The organism is Nocardiopsis sp. KDC1DS13DA1 (assembly GCF_055632325.1).
In genome coordinates this window covers 60,004-76,747 of the sequence record NZ_JBVMUY010000005.1, presented here as the reverse complement: position 1 = coordinate 76,747, position 16,744 = coordinate 60,004, and the positions used below count along the sequence as shown (strand labels likewise).

Annotated in this window: 16 protein-coding genes; 8 read left to right on the top strand and 8 right to left on the bottom strand. The window is 74.1% G+C overall.

All coding sequences use genetic code 11. The features are described 5' to 3' along the window. The first annotated feature begins 171 nt into the window (after positions 1-171). The 6 genes from ACTVAJ_RS04055 (at position 172) to thrS (ending at position 6,932) form a co-directional block, all read left to right on the top strand. Positions 172-1,482 carry a Gfo/Idh/MocA family protein gene (locus tag ACTVAJ_RS04055; protein WP_470386671.1) on the top strand — a complete coding sequence of 437 codons (1,311 nt, stop codon included), beginning with the start codon at positions 172-174 and terminating at the stop codon, positions 1,480-1,482. Next, the gene (locus tag ACTVAJ_RS04050; RefSeq protein WP_470386670.1) at positions 1,479-2,651 is read left to right on the top strand and encodes a Gfo/Idh/MocA family protein; all 1,173 of its coding nucleotides are present in this window, start codon (positions 1,479-1,481) and stop codon (positions 2,649-2,651) included. Before ACTVAJ_RS04055 ends, ACTVAJ_RS04050 begins: the two co-directional genes overlap by 4 nt. After that, positions 2,648-3,496 (top strand): DUF6807 domain-containing protein, encoded by an 849-nt coding sequence (locus tag ACTVAJ_RS04045; RefSeq protein WP_470386669.1) that lies wholly within the window; start codon positions 2,648-2,650, stop codon positions 3,494-3,496. Before ACTVAJ_RS04050 ends, ACTVAJ_RS04045 begins: the two co-directional genes overlap by 4 nt. A 56-nt stretch (positions 3,497-3,552) precedes the next feature. After that, the gene (locus tag ACTVAJ_RS04040; protein ID WP_470386668.1) at positions 3,553-4,452 is read left to right on the top strand and encodes an NAD-dependent epimerase/dehydratase family protein; all 900 of its coding nucleotides are present in this window, start codon (positions 3,553-3,555) and stop codon (positions 4,450-4,452) included. Between the two features lie 74 nt (positions 4,453-4,526). Further along, entirely contained in the window at positions 4,527-5,558 is a 1,032-nt protein-coding gene (locus ACTVAJ_RS04035; protein ID WP_470386959.1) for a LacI family DNA-binding transcriptional regulator, read from the top strand. Between the two features lie 81 nt (positions 5,559-5,639). Beyond that, a complete protein-coding gene (gene thrS, locus ACTVAJ_RS04030; RefSeq protein ID WP_470386958.1) occupies positions 5,640-6,932 on the top strand; it encodes a threonine--tRNA ligase in 1,293 nt (430 codons plus the stop codon). A 65-nt stretch (positions 6,933-6,997) separates the two neighbouring features. Here the strand turns inward: thrS and ACTVAJ_RS04025 are convergent, their stop codons facing one another. Further along, a complete protein-coding gene (locus tag ACTVAJ_RS04025) occupies positions 6,998-8,260 on the bottom strand; it encodes an erythromycin esterase family protein (RefSeq protein WP_470386667.1) in 1,263 nt (420 codons plus the stop codon). Positions 8,261-8,377: 117 nt separating this feature from the next. Between ACTVAJ_RS04025 and ACTVAJ_RS04020 the strand changes: the two genes are divergently transcribed. Beyond that, positions 8,378-9,109: a MerR family transcriptional regulator gene (locus tag ACTVAJ_RS04020; RefSeq protein WP_470386666.1), complete on the top strand. Its 732-nt coding sequence runs from the start codon at positions 8,378-8,380 to the stop codon at positions 9,107-9,109. 100 nt (positions 9,110-9,209) lie between these two features. On the opposite strand, the gene ACTVAJ_RS04015 is transcribed toward ACTVAJ_RS04020, so the two are convergent. From ACTVAJ_RS04015 to ACTVAJ_RS03985, 7 genes are all read right to left on the bottom strand, one after another. Next, the gene (locus ACTVAJ_RS04015) at positions 9,210-10,298 is read right to left on the bottom strand and encodes a mandelate racemase/muconate lactonizing enzyme family protein (protein ID WP_470386665.1); all 1,089 of its coding nucleotides are present in this window, start codon (positions 10,296-10,298) and stop codon (positions 9,210-9,212) included. Between the two features lie 5 nt (positions 10,299-10,303). Then, entirely contained in the window at positions 10,304-11,209 is a 906-nt protein-coding gene (locus ACTVAJ_RS04010; RefSeq protein ID WP_470386664.1) for a 5-dehydro-4-deoxyglucarate dehydratase, read from the bottom strand. A gap of 81 nt (positions 11,210-11,290) precedes the next feature. Continuing rightward, positions 11,291-12,220 (bottom strand): sugar phosphate isomerase/epimerase family protein, encoded by a 930-nt coding sequence (locus ACTVAJ_RS04005; RefSeq protein ID WP_470386663.1) that lies wholly within the window; start codon positions 12,218-12,220, stop codon positions 11,291-11,293. After that, positions 12,217-13,377 carry a dihydrodipicolinate synthase family protein gene (locus ACTVAJ_RS04000; protein WP_470386662.1) on the bottom strand — a complete coding sequence of 387 codons (1,161 nt, stop codon included), beginning with the start codon at positions 13,375-13,377 and terminating at the stop codon, positions 12,217-12,219. Before ACTVAJ_RS04000 ends, ACTVAJ_RS04005 begins: the two co-directional genes overlap by 4 nt. After that, on the bottom strand, positions 13,374-14,528 hold the full coding sequence (locus tag ACTVAJ_RS03995) for a Gfo/Idh/MocA family protein (RefSeq protein ID WP_470386661.1): 1,155 nt from the start codon (positions 14,526-14,528) through the stop codon (positions 13,374-13,376). Before ACTVAJ_RS03995 ends, ACTVAJ_RS04000 begins: the two co-directional genes overlap by 4 nt. Positions 14,529-14,585: 57 nt before the next feature. After that, positions 14,586-14,993, bottom strand: a complete 408-nt coding sequence (locus tag ACTVAJ_RS03990) for a DUF2784 domain-containing protein (RefSeq protein ID WP_470386660.1) — start codon at positions 14,991-14,993, stop codon at positions 14,586-14,588. Between the two features lie 97 nt (positions 14,994-15,090). Continuing rightward, positions 15,091-15,519 (bottom strand): HIT family protein, encoded by a 429-nt coding sequence (locus tag ACTVAJ_RS03985; RefSeq protein WP_470386659.1) that lies wholly within the window; start codon positions 15,517-15,519, stop codon positions 15,091-15,093. A gap of 127 nt (positions 15,520-15,646) precedes the next feature. Between ACTVAJ_RS03985 and ACTVAJ_RS03980 the strand changes: the two genes are divergently transcribed. Further along, on the top strand, positions 15,647-16,636 hold the full coding sequence (locus tag ACTVAJ_RS03980; protein ID WP_470386658.1) for a pirin family protein: 990 nt from the start codon (positions 15,647-15,649) through the stop codon (positions 16,634-16,636). Positions 16,637-16,744: the final 108 nt, after the last annotated feature.

Below are 16,744 nucleotides of genomic sequence, written 5' to 3'. Positions count from 1 at the left end.
CCGCACCCGATCGGCGCCCCCGGTCCAGGCCGGATGCGGCGCCGGAGGGGCGCTTCGCCCCCCGTTCCCGGTGCCGCCCCGCCCGGCCGAGGGCGACAGCTCGCGCGGCACGATCCCCACGGTGGTCTTCGCCCTTGTCGAACGACATGGAAAGCGTTTACCCTGCGGTGTGTGAACGACACCACCCCACGCAGGTACGCCATCGTCGGAACCGGGTCCCGCGCCCGCATGTACACCGGGGCGCTGACCGGAAGCCACCGGGACCGGGGCCGGCTGGTCGCCCTGTGCGACACCAACCGGACCCGGATGGCCTTCCACAACCGGATCGTCACCGACGCGGGGTACGAGACGGTTCCCACCTACACCCCCGACGGCTTCGCCCGCATGCTCGCCGAGGAGCACGTCGACGAGGTCATCGTGTGCACCGTCGACCGCACCCACGCCGACTACGTGGTCGCCGCCCTGGAGGCCGGGGTCGACGCGATCACCGAGAAACCCCTCACGGCCGACCTCGACGGGCTGCACCGCATCAACGAGGCCCAGGCCCGCACCGGGGGCCGGGTGACCGTCGGCTTCAACTACCGGTACAACCCCGTCCACCGGCAGTTGCGCGAGCTCGTCGCCTCCGGCGTCATCGGTGAGGTCGGCTCGGTCCACTTCGAGTGGCTCCTGGACCTGCGCCACGGCGCCGACTACTTCCGCCGCTGGCACCGCGACAAGAACCAGTCCGGCGGCCTGCTCGTCCACAAGGCCAGCCACCACTTCGACCTCGTCAACTGGTGGATCGGCGCCCGCCCCACCGAGGTGTTCGCCTGGGGTGACCTGTTCTTCTACGGCGACGCCAACGGGCGCCGCCACGGTCTGGCCGCCGACTACGGCCGCACCCACGGCTCGTCCCCGGCCGACGCCGACCCCTTCGCCCTGCACATGAGCGACAGCCCCGACCTCAGCGCCCTGTACCTGGACGCCGAGCACGAGGACGGCTACCACCGCGACCAGAACGTCTTCGGCCCCGGCATCACCATCGAGGACGACATGTCCGTCCTGGTCACCTACGACACCGGGGCCCGCCTGAGCTACCACCTGGTCGCCTACGCCCCCTGGGAGGGCTACCGGATCTCCCTCACCGGCAGCGGGGGACGCCTGGAACTGGACATGACCGAGTTCGAGTACACCTCCCCCCACCAGGACGCGACCACCCCGGTGCGCGGCATGCCCGCCCCCAAGGAGAACACCACCGCCCGCCTGCGGCTGCGGCGCCACTGGCAACCACCCGAGGAGATCCCCATCGCGGTCGGCGAGGGCGCCCACGGCGGCGGCGACCAGGTCATGCTCTCCTCGCTGTTCGGCGGCGCCGACGACGGCATCCGCCCCGACCACACCGACGGCGGCAACGCGCTCCTCACCGGCCTGGCCGCCAACGCCTCCATCGCCTCAGGCGCCCCGGTCAGGGTCGACGACCTGCTCAGGGCCCGGCGGTGAGCGCCCCCGTCCCGATCCTGCTGGCCGGGGTCCACGGCCACGGGCGCCACCACCTCAGAGCCCTGCTCCCCCTCAGCGAGCGCGGCCTCGTGCGGCTGGCCGGTGTCTGCGACCCCGCTCCCCCCGCCGCCGACGACGACCTGGAGGGCCACGGCGCCGTCCCCCGCTTCGCCGACCTGGGCGAGGCGATCGACGCCACCGGTGCCACCGTGACCATCCTCGCCACCCCCATCCCCACCCACCTGCCGCTGGCCCGCACCGCCCTCGACCACGGCTCCCACGTGCTGCTGGAGAAGCCCACCACCGCCACCCTGGCCGAGTTCGACCAGCTCACGGCAGCCGTGGACGCCTCGGGTCTGGCCTGCCAGATCGGCTTCCAGAGCCTGGGCTCCCACGCCCTGGACACCGTCCGCCGGCTCATCGGCGACGGGGCCGTCGGAGAACCCCGCGGTATCGGCGGCGCGGGCACGTGGATCCGCACCTCCGCCTACTACGACCGGGCGCCCTGGGCGGGACGGCGCCGACTCGACGGCCGCGACGTCGTCGACGGCGCCCTGACCAACCCCTTCGCGCACGCGGTGGCCACCGCGCTGTCCGTGGCCGGAGCCGCCACGGACGCACCGGCCGCCATCGAACTGGAGCTGTTCCACGCCCACCCCATCGAGAGCGACGACACCTCCTGCCTGCGGGTGCGCACACCCGACGGCACGCCCGTCACCGTGGCCGTGACCCTGTGCGCGCAGGAGAGCCTGCCGCCCCGGCTGACCGTCCACGGCACGGCCGGCCGGATCGACCTCGACTACACCCTGGACCGGGTCACCCTCCACCGCCCCGGCCGGGCCCCGGAGACCACCACCCATCCGCGCACCGGCCTGCTGGAGAACCTCCTCGCCCACGTGGACGGGAACGCCCCGCTGCTGGTCCCGCCCCGCGCCACCCGCGCGTTCATGCACGTACTGGAGGCGGTACGCACCGCCCCCGACCCCGTCGCGGTCCCCGACGCACGCCAGCGGGTCAGCCCGGGCCACGAGGGTACCCGGCGCGTGATCACCGGAATCGACACCCTCGTCCACCGCAGCGCCGAACAGTTGGCGCTCTTCTCCGAACTCGACCCCGCCTGGCTCCCCGAAGACCGAGCACCCCAGCCCACCACGGAGGCCCGGACGTGACCACCGTCGACCTGTCACTCCGGGGCACCGTCCTGGCCCGCCTCCAGGACGGCAGCCGGACCGAACCGCACCTGTCACCCCGCCCCTACCTGCACCCCGTCCGCACCGCGGGCGGGACGGTGGTCACCGAGGAGTACCCCGACGACCATCCGCACCACCTCGGCGTCAGCGTGGCCGTGCCCGACGTGTCCGGGGCCAGCTTCTGGGGCGGCACCACCTTCACCCCCGACCGGGGACCGGTCCTGCTCGACAACCACGGCCGCCAGAGCCACGTGGCCTGGACGGTCCGCGAACCCGACCACCACGTGGAGGTGCTGTCGTGGACCGGCCCCGGGGGCCAGGAGCTGCTCAGGGAGGAGCGCACCACCCGCGCCCTGCCCCTGGACGAGCGCACCTGGGTCCTGGACCTGCGGGTACGGCTGACCAACACCAGCGGCCGGGACCTGAGCGTGGGCAGCCCCGCCACCCACGGGCGCCCCGGCGCGGGCTACGGCGGCCTGTTCTGGCGCGCACCCGCCGCCCCCACCCCGCCCACCTGCACCGGCGCCGGGGGACTCGACGGGGAGAAGGCCCTGCACGGCTCCCGCGCCGACTGGCTCGCCATGGCCGGGACCACCGCCCACGGCGCCCCCTGGACCCTCGTCCTCCTCCAGCCGGGCCCCCGCACCGACCCCTGGTTCCTGCGCGCGCGGGAGTACCCCGGCGCGGGACCCGCCCTGGCCTGGGACACCCGGCTGCCCGTGCCCCGCGGCTCCACCCTGGAGCGGAGGCTGCGCACCGCGGTCCACGACGGGCACACCACCGACCCCGGCGACCTGGCCCGGCGCGCCCACGACCCGGCGTGACCGCCCCGCCCGCACACCCCGCACCCAGGAAGAACCGACCCAGGAAGGCGGCGCCCATGCGCGTCCTCGTCACCGGCGGCTCGGGACGGCTCGGCCGCAGTGTCGTGGCCACCCTGACCGAACGCGGCCACCACGTCGTCTCGGCCGACACCTCCCCCTCCCCCGACACCGGTGCGGAGGAGATCGTCGCCGACCTGCTCGACGAGGCCGCCCGCGAGGACGTCCTCACCCGGGCCCGCCCCGAGGCCGTCGTCCACCTGGCCGGGATCGCGGTGCCCTTCACCCACCCCGACCTGGACACCCTGTCGGTCAACACCCGCCTGGCGTGGGCGGTGCTCTCCGGGGCGGTGGCCCACGGCGCGCACTCGGCGGTGGCCGCCTCCAGCCCCACCGTCTACGGGTACAACACCCCCTCCTGGCGGCCCCGCCGCCTGCCGCTGGACGAGGACCACCCGGTCGAGCCCTGGCACGCCTACGGCCTGAGCAAGGCCATCATCGAGGAGACCGTGCGCGCGCTGGCCCGCACCACCGACGACTGCGTGCTCTCGTGCGTACGGCCCGGATACGTGGTCGCCCCCGAGGAGTGGGCCGGCGCGGTCACACAGCAGGGCCACACCATGGCCGAGCGCCTGGCCGACCCCGCCCTGGCCGCCACGTCCCTGTTCAACTACGTGGACGCCCGCGACGCCGCCGAACTGTTCGCGCTCGTGGTGGAGAACCCCGACAAGGTGACCGGCGGCCAGGTGTTCAACGCCGTGGCGCCCGACCCGCTGGCCGCCGGACCGATCGACACCCTGCTCCCGCGCCACCACCCCGCGACCGCCGACGCCGCCCCCGCCCTGGCCGACGGCCGGTCGGCCTTCTCCTCGGACAGGGCCCGCACCGCCCTGGGCTGGAACCCCACCCGCACGTGGCGCGACCAGATGCCCGACCGTGCGGCGGCCGACCGTCCGTAAGTGGCGGGCACGACTCCGCTACGCTACAAGGGAAAGAGTTTTCCAACGTGGCGCGCAGCAGGGGGCGAAACGGCGTGGAGTCCGGTCACGTGACACTGGAGCAGGTCGCCCGGCACGCCGGGGTCTCCCTGGCCACGGCGTCGAGGGTGATCAACGGCAGCACCCGGCAGGTGAGCCAGCGCCTGCGCGACAAGGTGACCACCAGCGCACGGGAACTGGGCTACCTGGCCAACGCCTCGGCACAGACCCTGGCCCGCAACAGCAGCTCGCTGGTCGGGCTCATCGTCCACGACATCGCCGACCCCTACTTCTCCTCGATCGCCTCGGGCGTCACCCGGCACACCGAGGAACAGGGGCTGGTCCTGGTCCTGGGCACCACCGGACGCTCCCCCCAGAAGGAGAGCCAGATCCTGGCCACCCTGCGGGCGCACCGGGCCCGCGCGGTGATCCTGGTCGGATCCCGCTCCACCGACGAGGGGAGCAACCGCCGCCTGACCGAGGAGATCGGCGCGTTCCGCAGACAGGGCGGCCGGGTGGCGTGCGTGTCCCAGCAGGGGCTGCCCGCCGACACCGTCTGCCCCGACAACCACACCGGGGCGGCCGACCTGGCCCGCCGCCTCATCGCCCAGGGCCACCGCGAGTTCGCGATCCTGGCCGGTCCGACCGACCTGCGCACCGCCCGCGAACGCCTGGACGGGTTCCACTCGACGCTCTCGGCCGCCGGGCTGGAACTGGCCCACCACAACGTGGTCCACGGCGCCTTCACCCGCGACGGCGGCTACGAGTCCACCCGCCGCCTCATGACCGTGGGAACCAACGCCACCTGCCTGTTCGCGGTCAACGACGTCATGGCCACCGGTGCGATGGCGGCCCTGCGCGACCTGGGGCTGCGCGTTCCCGAGGACCTGTCGGTGGCCGGGTTCGACGACATCCCCACCCTGCGCGACCTCAGCCCGGCCCTGACCACGGTGCGGCTCCCGCTGGAGGACATGGGCCGCCGGGCCGCCGCCCTGGCACTGGACGGCGAACCCAGCGACGAACCGCGCGTGGTGACCGTCCAGGGCCAGGTCGTCGAACGCGCCAGCACGGCGCCGCCCACGCACTGAGCGGTCTTTGCTACCGTGTCGACCATGCAGCAGCGCGCCACCGTCACGACGACGCCGGATCCGGTCCCGGCGCGCTGATCACTGTCTGACACCAAGCCCCGGGGCGAGTGCCCCGGGGCTTGGTCGTCCGGTCACTCGCCCCCCGAACGCGAGGAGACCACCGTGCACGACCACCGCACACTCGGCCGGGAACTGGACCTGTTCGACACCGACCCGCTGATCGGGTCAGGGCTGCCCTACTGGCTGCCCGCCGGAGCGACCGTGCGCCACACCCTGGAGGAGTACGTCCGCGACGCGGAACGGCGCGCCGGATACCACCACGTGTACTCACCCGTACTGGGAAAACGGGAACTGTACGAGATCTCCGGCCACTGGTCGCACTACAGCGACGACATGTTCCCGCCGATGCGGCTGGGGTCCGAACAGGTCGTCCTGCGGCCCAGTCTGTGCCCGCACCACGCGCTCATCTTCCGGTCCCGCCCCCGCAGCCACCGCGACCTGCCCCTGCGCATCGCCGAACTCGGCGCCATGTACCGTTCCGAGCTGTCCGGCGTGCTCGGAGGGCTGACCCGCGTGCGGGCCATCCAGCTCAACGACGCGCACGTCTTCTGCACCCTCGACCAGGTCGCCGACGAGACCGCGGCCGCGCTGGGGATGATCCGGCGGGCCTACGCCGCCCTGGGCATCACCCCGGCCCGCTACCGGCTCTCCCTGCCCGGCCCCGGAGGCAAGTACGTCGACTCCCCCGGGCTCTGGCGCCGCGCCACCGACCTGCTGACCCGGGTCCTGGACGACCTCGGCCTGCCCCACGACGCGGAGGAGGGCGAGGCCGCCTTCTACGGCCCCAAAATCGACGTGCAGGTCACCGACGGCGCGGGTCGCGAGTCCACCCTGTCCACCGTCCAGGTCGACTTCCACCAGCCCGAGCGCTTCGACCTGCGCTACGTCGGCGCGGACGGCGCCCGGCACCGGCCGGTCATGGTCCATCGCAGCATCGTCGGCAGCGTGGAGCGGGCCGTGGCGCACCTGGTCGAACAGCACGGCGGAGCCTTCCCGGCCTGGCTCGCCCCCACCCAGGTGGCCGTCCTGCCGGTCTCCGCCGACCAGCACGACCACGCCCGCGACATCGCCCGCAGGTGCGCCGACCACGGGCTGCGCGCCGAGGTCCTGGACCCCGGACGCGGCAGCCTGGGCGCCCGGATCCGCCAGGCCCGGCTGGTCCCCTACCAGGCGGTGATCGGCGCCCGTGAGGCCGCCGACGACCACCTCGCCCTGCGCCTGCGCGACGGACGCCGACTCGACCCACGCCCCGCCGAGGAGGTCCTCGGGCACGTGCGGGACCTGGTCGGCGCCCACAGCACCGACCTGTACTGACACGGGAACGGCACCGTGGGGTCGGCGGCCGCCGCCGACCCCACGGCCGGTACCTACCGCCTTTGTCAACCGGTACCGCAGGACGCGTCCTGGAGGAAGGCCACCGCGTCGACCCCGCCCAGGTCCGCACGGTCCAGCGGGAAGTAGCGGTAGTCACGCGCGGTGTCCGCTACGGTTCCTCCGGGCCTCCCGTCCAGGGCGGCCGCCACCCGGTCGGCGGCGAACAGCGCCGCGTCCTGCGTCGCCTCCCGCAGCACCCCCCGCACCGTGTCGGGCCCGGGATCCCCCAGGCCCGGCCAGGGGGCGGTCCCGGCGTCGGCGGCGATCACCGCGTACTCCCCGCCCAGGGCCGTCGCGGCGACCGCCCCGGCGCACCACCAGCCCACCTCCGCCCCCGCCATGGTCATCGCGGCGCGCGTGCGCCGCAGGTGCTGGTTGTGGGCGAAGACCAGCGTCGGTCCCCGGTCCCGCTCGGCGCGCACCAGGGCCAGCAGGTGGTCGGCCATCATGGCGTCCCTGGCTCCCCCCAACCGCCCCACACGCGTGGCCTGGTCGACCGAGGAGTCCGCCATGACCGCGTGGTACCGCAGCAGACCCCGGGCGGTACGCCCGAACAGACACGCCCGCCGGTACTCCGCACGGGAACCGGCCGCCACCAGGGCCGGAGCCTCGGACCACAGCAGCCCGGCCAGGTCCTCGGCGACGATTCTCAGCTCCCGCGCCCGTGCGCTCCCGCCGATCGACCGGCCGGGGTCCATCATCGCGGCGGGTTCGGTCCACTCCCCCTCGTCCCCGACCAGTGCGTCCACACGCTCCCAGCCGTGCGGGATCCGGCCCGGGTCCAGGCGGGCCGCCAGGTAGGCGTGCAGCCCGGCCAGAGCGGTGCGCGGACCCGCCGCACCCGAGATCTCGAGCGGGCCGTCGAACCCGTGGAACCCGACCCGGTCGGCCGGTTCCCGCCCCCCGTTGTACCCGCGCATCCACTCCAGGAGTTCCCGGTTGGCGGCCTGCTCACCGAAGCCGTGACTGAAGCCGGTCGACAGGACCTCGTCCAGGTCACCGTCGCCTCCTCGGACATAGGCGTCCACCGCCAGCCCCGCCAGGCAGTCGCTCTCGACCGCGATCGACCGGTACCCCCACCGCTCCACCAGGTGACGGAACACCCGGTTGCGCAGACGGGGGAAGGCCTCGACACCGTGGGTGGGCTCGCCCAGCCCCAGGAGCCGCGGCCGACACCGCCCGGAGTCGAGGAAGGCGTCCAACCCCGAGACGAGAGCGGACCCGCCGGAGGGTGATCCCAGCGGGCGGACAACAGATGACACCGACATCGTGAACCTCCGAAGGTCGCGGACAACACCTTCGACCGTATCCTTGAACCTTCGGTGGAGACTTTCACCGCGATCACCAGGAAAACCCGCGCTCAAACCTCAAACCCGGGGAGAACCATGCCGCACCGCGACCGGCTCCGGCCCGTCGACCTGGCCCGCGAACACGGCCTGTCCACCCAGGCCGTCCGCAACTACGAGGACGACGGGATCCTGCCCGCCGCCCCGCGCACCGACCACGGGTTCCGCCAGTACACCCCGACCCACGCCCAGGCACTACGCGCCTTCCTCGCCCTGCGCGCCGGGCACGGCCACCAGGCCGCCGCCGCGATCATGCGGGCCGCCAACACCGGCGACCACGACACCGTCCTGCGCCTGGTCGACCAGAGCCACGTCCGGGCCCTGCGCGACCGCACCACCCTCGACGAGGTCACCGCGGCCCTGGACGACCTCACCTCGGGCGAGCCCCCCGCCCCGGCACACGGCCACCCCCCGACCATCGGCGCCCTGGCCCACCAACTCGACATCCGCCCGGCCACCCTCCGCAAGTGGGAGAAGGCCGGGATCCTGCGCCCCGACCGCGACCCCGCCACCGGCCACCGCCACTACCCCCCGGACGCGGTCCGCGACGCCCATCTGGCCCGCCAGCTACGGCGCGGCGGCCACCCCCTCGCCCGCATCGCCACCGTCACCGACCAGATCAGGAACGCCGGAGGGGTGGCCTCCCTGGACGAGGCCCTGCGCACCTGGCGGGCCGACCTCACCCGACGCTCCCGCGCCATGCTGGCGGCCGGAGCCGAACTCTCGCGCCACCTCGACCTCACCGGCGCCACCGCGCCCCACGCCTCCTGACCCCGGGAAGCAGGAACACCCCCCACCCCCGCCCAGCACGCAACGGGCCGGAGCGCCCCCACACGGGGGACACCCCGGCCCACCGGTCGCGCCGTTGCTGCTAGGGGGAGGCGGACACGACCGGGGCGAGCGTGTCGGCGAACACCAGGCCGTGGCCGGGCCCGGTGTCGGCACGCACCCGCCCCCCGCCGAACTCCACCCCGCTGGGACGGGCCAACGCACCCAGCGCGGCGAAGGAGGCCCGGTCGACGTCCTCGACCATCGCCACCCGGGGCAGACACAGCGCCAACTGCCCCGACAGCTCGGGCAACAGGTGCGGAGCCACCGGCACACCCCGGCGCGCCATCGACTCCGCGATCCTCAGGAACGGCGTGACCCCGCCCACCCGCACCACGTTGGGCTGGGCGACGTCACACACCCCCAGCTCCACCGCCCTCTCGAACTCCTCCACCGTCCGCAGGTTCTCACCCACCGCGAACGGCACACCCGTCCGCGCCCGCAGCCGCGCGTGCGCCGCCAGATCCCCCGCCACCAACGGCTCCTCCACGAAATGCAGGTCGAACGGCTCCAGCGCCGCCAGCGCCCGGGCCGCCGTCGGCACGTCCCACCGCTGGTTGGCGTCGACCATCAGCAACCGGTCCGGGCCCAGTACCTCCCGCACCGCCGCGACCCGCTCCACGTCACGGCCCACCTCCGCCGACCCGACCTTGATCTTCACCGCGCGGTGACCGGCCGCCACCCACCCCCGCACCTGCTCCAGCAGGTCCGGCAGCGGATAGTCCAGATTCACCCCGCTGCCGTAGGACCGCGCCTCGTCCCGCCGCCGGCCCACCAGGTCCACCAGGCTCACCCCGGCCGACCGCGCCACCAGATCCCACAGGGCGATGTCCACACCCGCCACCGCCATCAGCGTCAGACCGCTGGTGCCCGCCTCACGCAGATGCCAGCACAACTCCTCCCACCGCGCCGGATGCGCCTCCCGCCCGACCAGAGCCGCCGGACAGTCGTCGTTGACCAGCGCCTCCACCGCCCGGGCACCGATCAGCGGCGTCCACGCGAACCCCGTCCCGACCAGCCCGGTGTCGGTACGCACCCGCACCACGACCAGGTCGTTGCGGTCCACGCCCCCGTCCCACGCCCGGTGCAGCGGCAACCGGTGGGCCCGCGCGGACACCTCGCTCACACGCACGCCGCTCAGCCCTGCCCCACCAGCGACAGACCGGTCTCCACGAGCGCGGCCAGGGCCGCCTCCTCCTCGGCGGTGGGGTCCACGAACGGGGCACGCACCCCGCCCACGTCCACACCGCGCACCCGAGCCCCCGCCTTGACCAGCGACACCGCGTACCCCGGCGTGCGGTCGCGCAACCGCACCAGGGGCTCGAAGAACTCGCGCGTCAGGGTCTCGGCCAGCGGGTCGCCGGAACGGACGGCGGTGTGGAAGGCGGTGGCGACCTCGGGCACGAACGCGAACGCCGCCGAGGAGTACAGCGGCACCCCGACCGCCCGGTAGGCGGGCACGGTCAGCTCCGCCGTGGGCAGCCCGTTGAAGAAGGTGAACCCCTCCCCCCGCACCCCACGCACCGCCAGCACGATCTGGTGCATCCGCCCCAGGTCGCCCACACCGTCCTTGATCCCCACCACTGCCGGAATAGACGCCAGCTCGGCCGCGCTCTGGGGCGTGAACACCATCGACCCGCGCTGGTACACGATCACCGGGACGTCCACCGCCGAGACCACGGTGCGCACGTACTCCACCAGCCCCCTCTGCGGGGCGCCCACCAGGTAGGGCGGCAGCAGCAGGACCGCGTCCGCGCCCAGCTCCCCGGCCGCGCGCGCCTGCTCGACGGCGGTGCCCACGCTGCCGCCCGCACCGGCCACCACCGGCACCCGGCCCGCGGTGACCTCCACCGAGCGCCGCACCACGGCCGCGTGCTCGGCGGCCGACAGCGCGTGGATCTCACCGGTGCCGCACGCCGCGAACACGCCGCCCGCGCCGTGCCCGACCCCCGAGGCCACGTGCTCGGCCAGCACGTCCTCCTCGACCCGCCCCCGGGTGTCGAAGGGGGTCAGGGGAAAGAACAGGATTCCGTCGAAGTTCATACCGCTCCTCGGTAGGTGCGCTGTGTGATCGGTGGATGAGGGCCTGTCGCCGGGGCCCGGGGGCTCCGCGCCCCGGGCACCTCACAGGACGTACTGCACGTGGCGGCGGGCCAGGGTCGCGATCACCTCGTCGCCGTCGGCCGCCCAGACGCGCTCGTTGAAGATCTCCACCTCGATGTCGCCGGTGTACCCGGCCGCGTCCACGGCCCGGCGCAGCCCGCGCACGTCGGCGTGGCCGTCACCGACCATGCCCCGGCCCAGCAGCGTGTCCGCGGGCAGCGGCAGCTCCCAGTCGCAGGCCTGGAAGGAGGCGATGCGCCCGCCCGCACCGGCGCGGGCGATCTGCTCGCGGACCGCCGGGTCCCACCACACGTGGTAGGCGTCCACCACGACGCCCACCTCCGCCGCGTCGAACCGCTCGGCCACGTCCAGGGCCTGGCCCAGGGTGGACAGCACCGCGCGGTCGGCGCAGAACATCGGGTGCAGGGGCTCCAACGCCAGGCGGACCCCGCGTTCCCGGGCGTGGGGCACCAGCTCGGCCAGGGCCCCGACCATCCGCCCGCGCACCGCGGCCAGGTCGAGCTCTCCCTCAGGCAGTCCCCCGACCACCATGACCAGGCAGGGAGCGCCCAGTTCGGCGGCCTCGTCGATCGCCCGGCGGTTGTCGTCCAGGGCCGCGCTCCGGTCGGGGCCGGTCAGGAACCCGCCCCGGCAGTAGGAGGACACCCGCAGCCCCGACCGGCGCAGCAGCCGGACGGACTGGGCCAGTCCCAGCTCGGCGACCGGCTCGCGCCACACGCCGATGGCGGGGAGTCCGGCGCGCAGGCAGCCGTCGACGGCCTGGACCAGGCTCCAGTACTTGACGGTGGCCTGGTTGAGGGACAGCCGGGACAGGGCCGGGTCCCCGGGCCGGGGGGTGGGCACCGCGGCGGGCCGCCCCGAGGGCAGGTCCACGGCGGCGGGAACGACCCGACCCGTGCCCGCGGGGGTGGAGGAGGCAACCGTGCTCACTGGTCCACCCCCGACACCCGCAGCAGGGAGCGCATGCGCGCCACCGCCAGGTCGGGGTCGCCCAGGGCTCCGGCGGCGTCGGCCAGGCGCACCGCCCGGGCCAGGTGGGGCAGGTCGCGGGCGCTGTGCAGGCCGCCCACCATGTGGAACCCCTTCTGGTGGCCGTTGAGCCAGGCCAGGAAGGCGATCCCGGTCTTGTAGTAGAAGGTGGGGGCGGCGAACAGGTGCCGGGCCAGGGGGACGGTGGGGTCCATCAGGGCCCGGTAGCGGGCGGTGTCGCCCTCGTCCAGGGCGGCCAGCGCCCGCGCGGCGGCCGGGGCGATCGCGGCGAAGATGCCGAGCAGGGCGTGGGAGTGGCCGTGTCCGTCGCCCAGGACCAGCTCCGGGTAGTTGAAGTCGTCGCCGGTGTACAGGCGCACCCCCTCGGGGAGCAGGCGGCGCAACCGGATCTCCAGGGAGGCGTCCAGCAGGGAGACCTTGACGCCCTCCACTCTCTCCGCGTGCTCGGCGACGAGGGCGGCCACCGGTTCGATCGCCTCGGCCGGGTCGGCGTACCCCCAGTACCCGGCCAGTGCGGGGTCGAAGGGGGTGCCGAGCCAGTGCAGGATGACCGGCCGGTCGGCCCGGCCGAGCAGGTGAGCGTAGACCCCGGCGTAGTCGTCGGGCCCGGAGGCGACGGCCGCCAGGGCGCGGGAGGCCATCAGGACGGGTGTGGCGTCGGCGCCCTGGACGACGTCGAGCTGCTCCCCGTACGCCGTGATAACGCTTTCCAAGCTGGCGTGCGAAGGATCGGCCTGGTCGGTGCCGACCCCGCAGGCCAGGGGGGCGCCGCGCGCGGCGGCCTCCGCACCCGACCTGCGGATGAGCTCGGCGGTGGCCGCCCAGTCCAGCCCCATGCCGCGCTGGGCGGTGTCCATGGCGTCGGCCACGCCCAGCCCCTGGTCCCACAGGTGGTGGCGGAAGGCCAGGGTGGCGTCCCAGTCCAGGCGGGCGGGTGCTCCCGGGGCGTTGGGGGCCAGGGGGTCGGCGACCACGTGGGCGGCGGCGTAGGCCGTCCGGGACCGCGCGGGGGGCGCGGGCGCGGTGTCCACGGGGGTGCCGGTGAGCGTGTAGTCCTCCACACCGCCCTCGGCGGTGGGCATGCGCAGGGTGTTCACGACAGGGTGACCTCGTCCAGTTCGACGGTGGAACCGGTGCGCGCCGACCGCAGCCCGGCCTCGGCCGTCTGGAGGCCGCGGGCACCGGAGAGCAGGTCGTGCGGGAAGGGGGAGCCGGTGGTGACGTGCCTGAGGAAGTCCTCCCACTGGGCGCGGAAGCCGTTGGGGAACTCGGTGTTGTCGGGCACCTGCTCCCACTGGTCGCGGTAGCGGCCCGGGTCCTCGACGTCGGGGTTCCAGACCGCCTTGGGCGTGGCCGACCTGTGCTGGACGCGGCAGGTGCGCAGGCCCGCCACGGCGCTGCCGTGGGTGCCGTCGACCTGGAACTCCACGAGTTCGTCGCGGGCCACGCGCACGTTCCAGGAGGAGTTGATCTGGGCGATGACGCCGCCGTCCAGTTCGAAGATGCCGTAGGCGGAGTCGTCGGCGGTGGCGTCGTAGCGGTGGCCCTGTTCGTCCCAGCGGAGCGGGATGTGGGTGGCCACCTTCGCGGTGACCGTCCGTACCGGGCCGAACAGGTGCTCCAGGATGTAGTGCCAGTGCGGGAACATGTCCAGCACCATGCCGCCGCCCTCCTCGGCGCGGTAGTTCCAGCTGGGCCGCTGGGCGGGCTGCCAGTCCCCCTCGAAGACCCAGTAGCCGAACTCGCCGCGGACCGACAGGATCCGGCCGAAGAAGCCGGACTCGATCAGGCGGCGGAGTTTGAGCAGGCCGGGCAGGAAGAGTTTGTCCTGGACGACCCCGTTGCGCACCCCGGCGTCGCGGGCGAGCTTGGCCAGCTCCAGGGCCGAGGCCAGGGTGCCGGCGGTGGGCTTCTCGACGTAGACGTGCTTGCCCGCGGCGATCGCGGAACGCACGGCCGCCTCGCGGGCGTGCGTGATCTGCGCGTCGAAGTAGATCGACACGTCGTCGTCGGCCAGTACCGCGTCCAGGTCGGTCGAGTAGCGCTCGACCCCGTGGCGCTCGGCGATCTCGCGGAGCTTGCGCTCGGAGCGCCCGACCAGGATCGGTTCGGGGACGACCCGGGTCCCGTCGGGCAGGGGTGTGCCTCCCGCCTCGCGGATGGCCAGGATCGACCGGGTCAGGTGCTGCCTGTACCCCATGCGTCCGGTGACGCCGTTCATGGCCACACCCAGCACGTGATCACCCATGGGTGGTTACCGCCTTTCCGTGTGAAAGCGCTTTCCAGCGTACGGTAAACCATCCCCTCACACCAGGGGCACCCGGCCCTCCAGCGCTGAGTCGCTCCGGGACGGTCCCCGGCCGCGCCGCCGGGACCGCCACAGCGCCCCCGCCCACGACAGGCCGATGACCGCACCGATCACCACCCGTGACGTCAGCACGTGCTCGCGCGGGTACAGCGTCCCGGTGAGGTAGTGGTCGAGGAACCCCGTCTCCATCACCGCCCGCCCCGTCCGCGCCCGCGACCAGTTCTCGACCTCGGTCAGCACACACGGCCAGTCCACGATCACGATCCCCAACGCGTAGGCGGCCACCCCCGCGTGCACCCACCACATCCGGGGCCACCGCCAGGTCAGGAAGCCGCCGAAGACCACGAAGGACAGGAACGCGAAGTGCAGGGCCATCGCCGTATGGCCCACCAGGAGGGAGAACATGCACCGAACCTAGGCGCGCGCCCCGGCCCGCCACATCGGTACCCGCACCCACCGCTCCTGGGTAGGCGTACTCACGACACGCCCCGCCCTCCCCGGGTCAGCCCCCGGCCGCGCCCAACAACCCGCGCAACCGTTCGGCCTGGGTGTCCAACACCGCGCGCTCGGCCCGGTCCCAGATGGCGTGCACCGAGAACGGGTCCCCCGCGAACCGGGGGAACACGTGCAGGTGGGCGTGGAAGACCTCCTGCCCCGCGGCCTCCCCGTCGGCCAGGAACAGGTTCACTCCCTCACAGCGCACCGCGCCGCCGCGCAGCGCCCCGCCCAACCGGCGGGCCGTACGCCACATCCGCGCGCCCACCGCGTCGTCGACCTCGCCCAGCCCCACCACGTGCTCACGCGGCACCACCAGCATGTGCCCCGGAGTCACCGGGTACAGGTCCATGAACGCCAGCACCAGGTCGTCGGAGTACACCGGGCTCGCCGGGGCCCGACCGTCCCGGATCAGGCAGAACACGCAGTCGCTCACAGAGGCCTCCTGGCTGGAGAGTTCCCTCACCCTCACACGCCGCCGCCGGGTCCGCCATCCCTTTTCCGCGTCACCGTCGGCACGCCCACCCCGCCACCGCGCACCGCTCCGGGCTACGGTCGACCGCGTGAGTAACCAGGAACGCCACCCCGGCGAAGAACGCGTGTGCACCGCCGAGCCCCCCGCCACCTGCCCGGACACCGAACTCCTCCACCCCCGCGAGGTCCCCCTGGGCGGGCCGCGCGCCATGCCCGTGCTGCGCTCCCTGCCGGGCAGGAACCGCCGCATGGTCGGAGCCTGGTGCTTCGCCGACGTCTACGGCCCCACCGACCTCACCCGCCAGGCGGGTATGCAGGTCCCCCCGCACCCCCACACCGGCCTGCAGACCGTCAGCTGGCTGGTCGAGGGGCGTGTGCGCCACCGCGACAGCCTCGGCTCCGACCAAATCGTCCGGCCCGGCCAACTCAGCATCATGACCGCCGGCCACGGCATCGCCCACTCCGAACGCACACCCCGGGACGCACCACCGGTCCTGCACGGCGCCCAACTGTGGATCGCCCTGCCCGAACCCGACCGCCACGGCGAGCCCGCCTTCGCGCACCACGCCGACCTGCCCGTCCTGACCCGCCCCGGGGCGCGTGTCACGGTCATCGCCGGGACCGTCGACGGCCACTCCTCACCCGCCCGCGTCCACACCCCGCTCATGGGCGCCGAGGTCGTCCTCGACCCCGGCGCCCGCCTGGACCTGCCCCTGAACCCCGACTTCGAACACGGCGTCCTGCCCCTGGACACCCCGCTCGACCTCCTGGGGCACCGTGTCGACCCCGGGGCCCTGCTCTACCTCGGACCCGGACGCACCGGTATCGGCCTCACCTGCCCGGTCCGCGCCCGCCTCCTGCTCATCGGCGGCGTCCCCTTCACCGAGGACCTGCTCATGTGGTGGAACCTGGTCGGCCGCGACCACGACGAGATCGTCCGGGCCCGCGCCGACTGGGAACGCGACCGCACCGGCCAGGGCACCCGCTTCACCCCCGTCACCGGCGACCCCGGACCGGCGCTACCCGCACCGGAGCTGCCCACCGCCCGCATGCGCCCGCGCCCGCGCCACCGTCCCTGAGGGCTCCCCGCGGCCCGCACCGAACCGGGGGGCGCGGCCGACCGGGTCCGTCGGCACCACAGTCCTTCTGAAACCCCCCGGTAAGTCCGGGTTGCCCTTGCCGTCGCG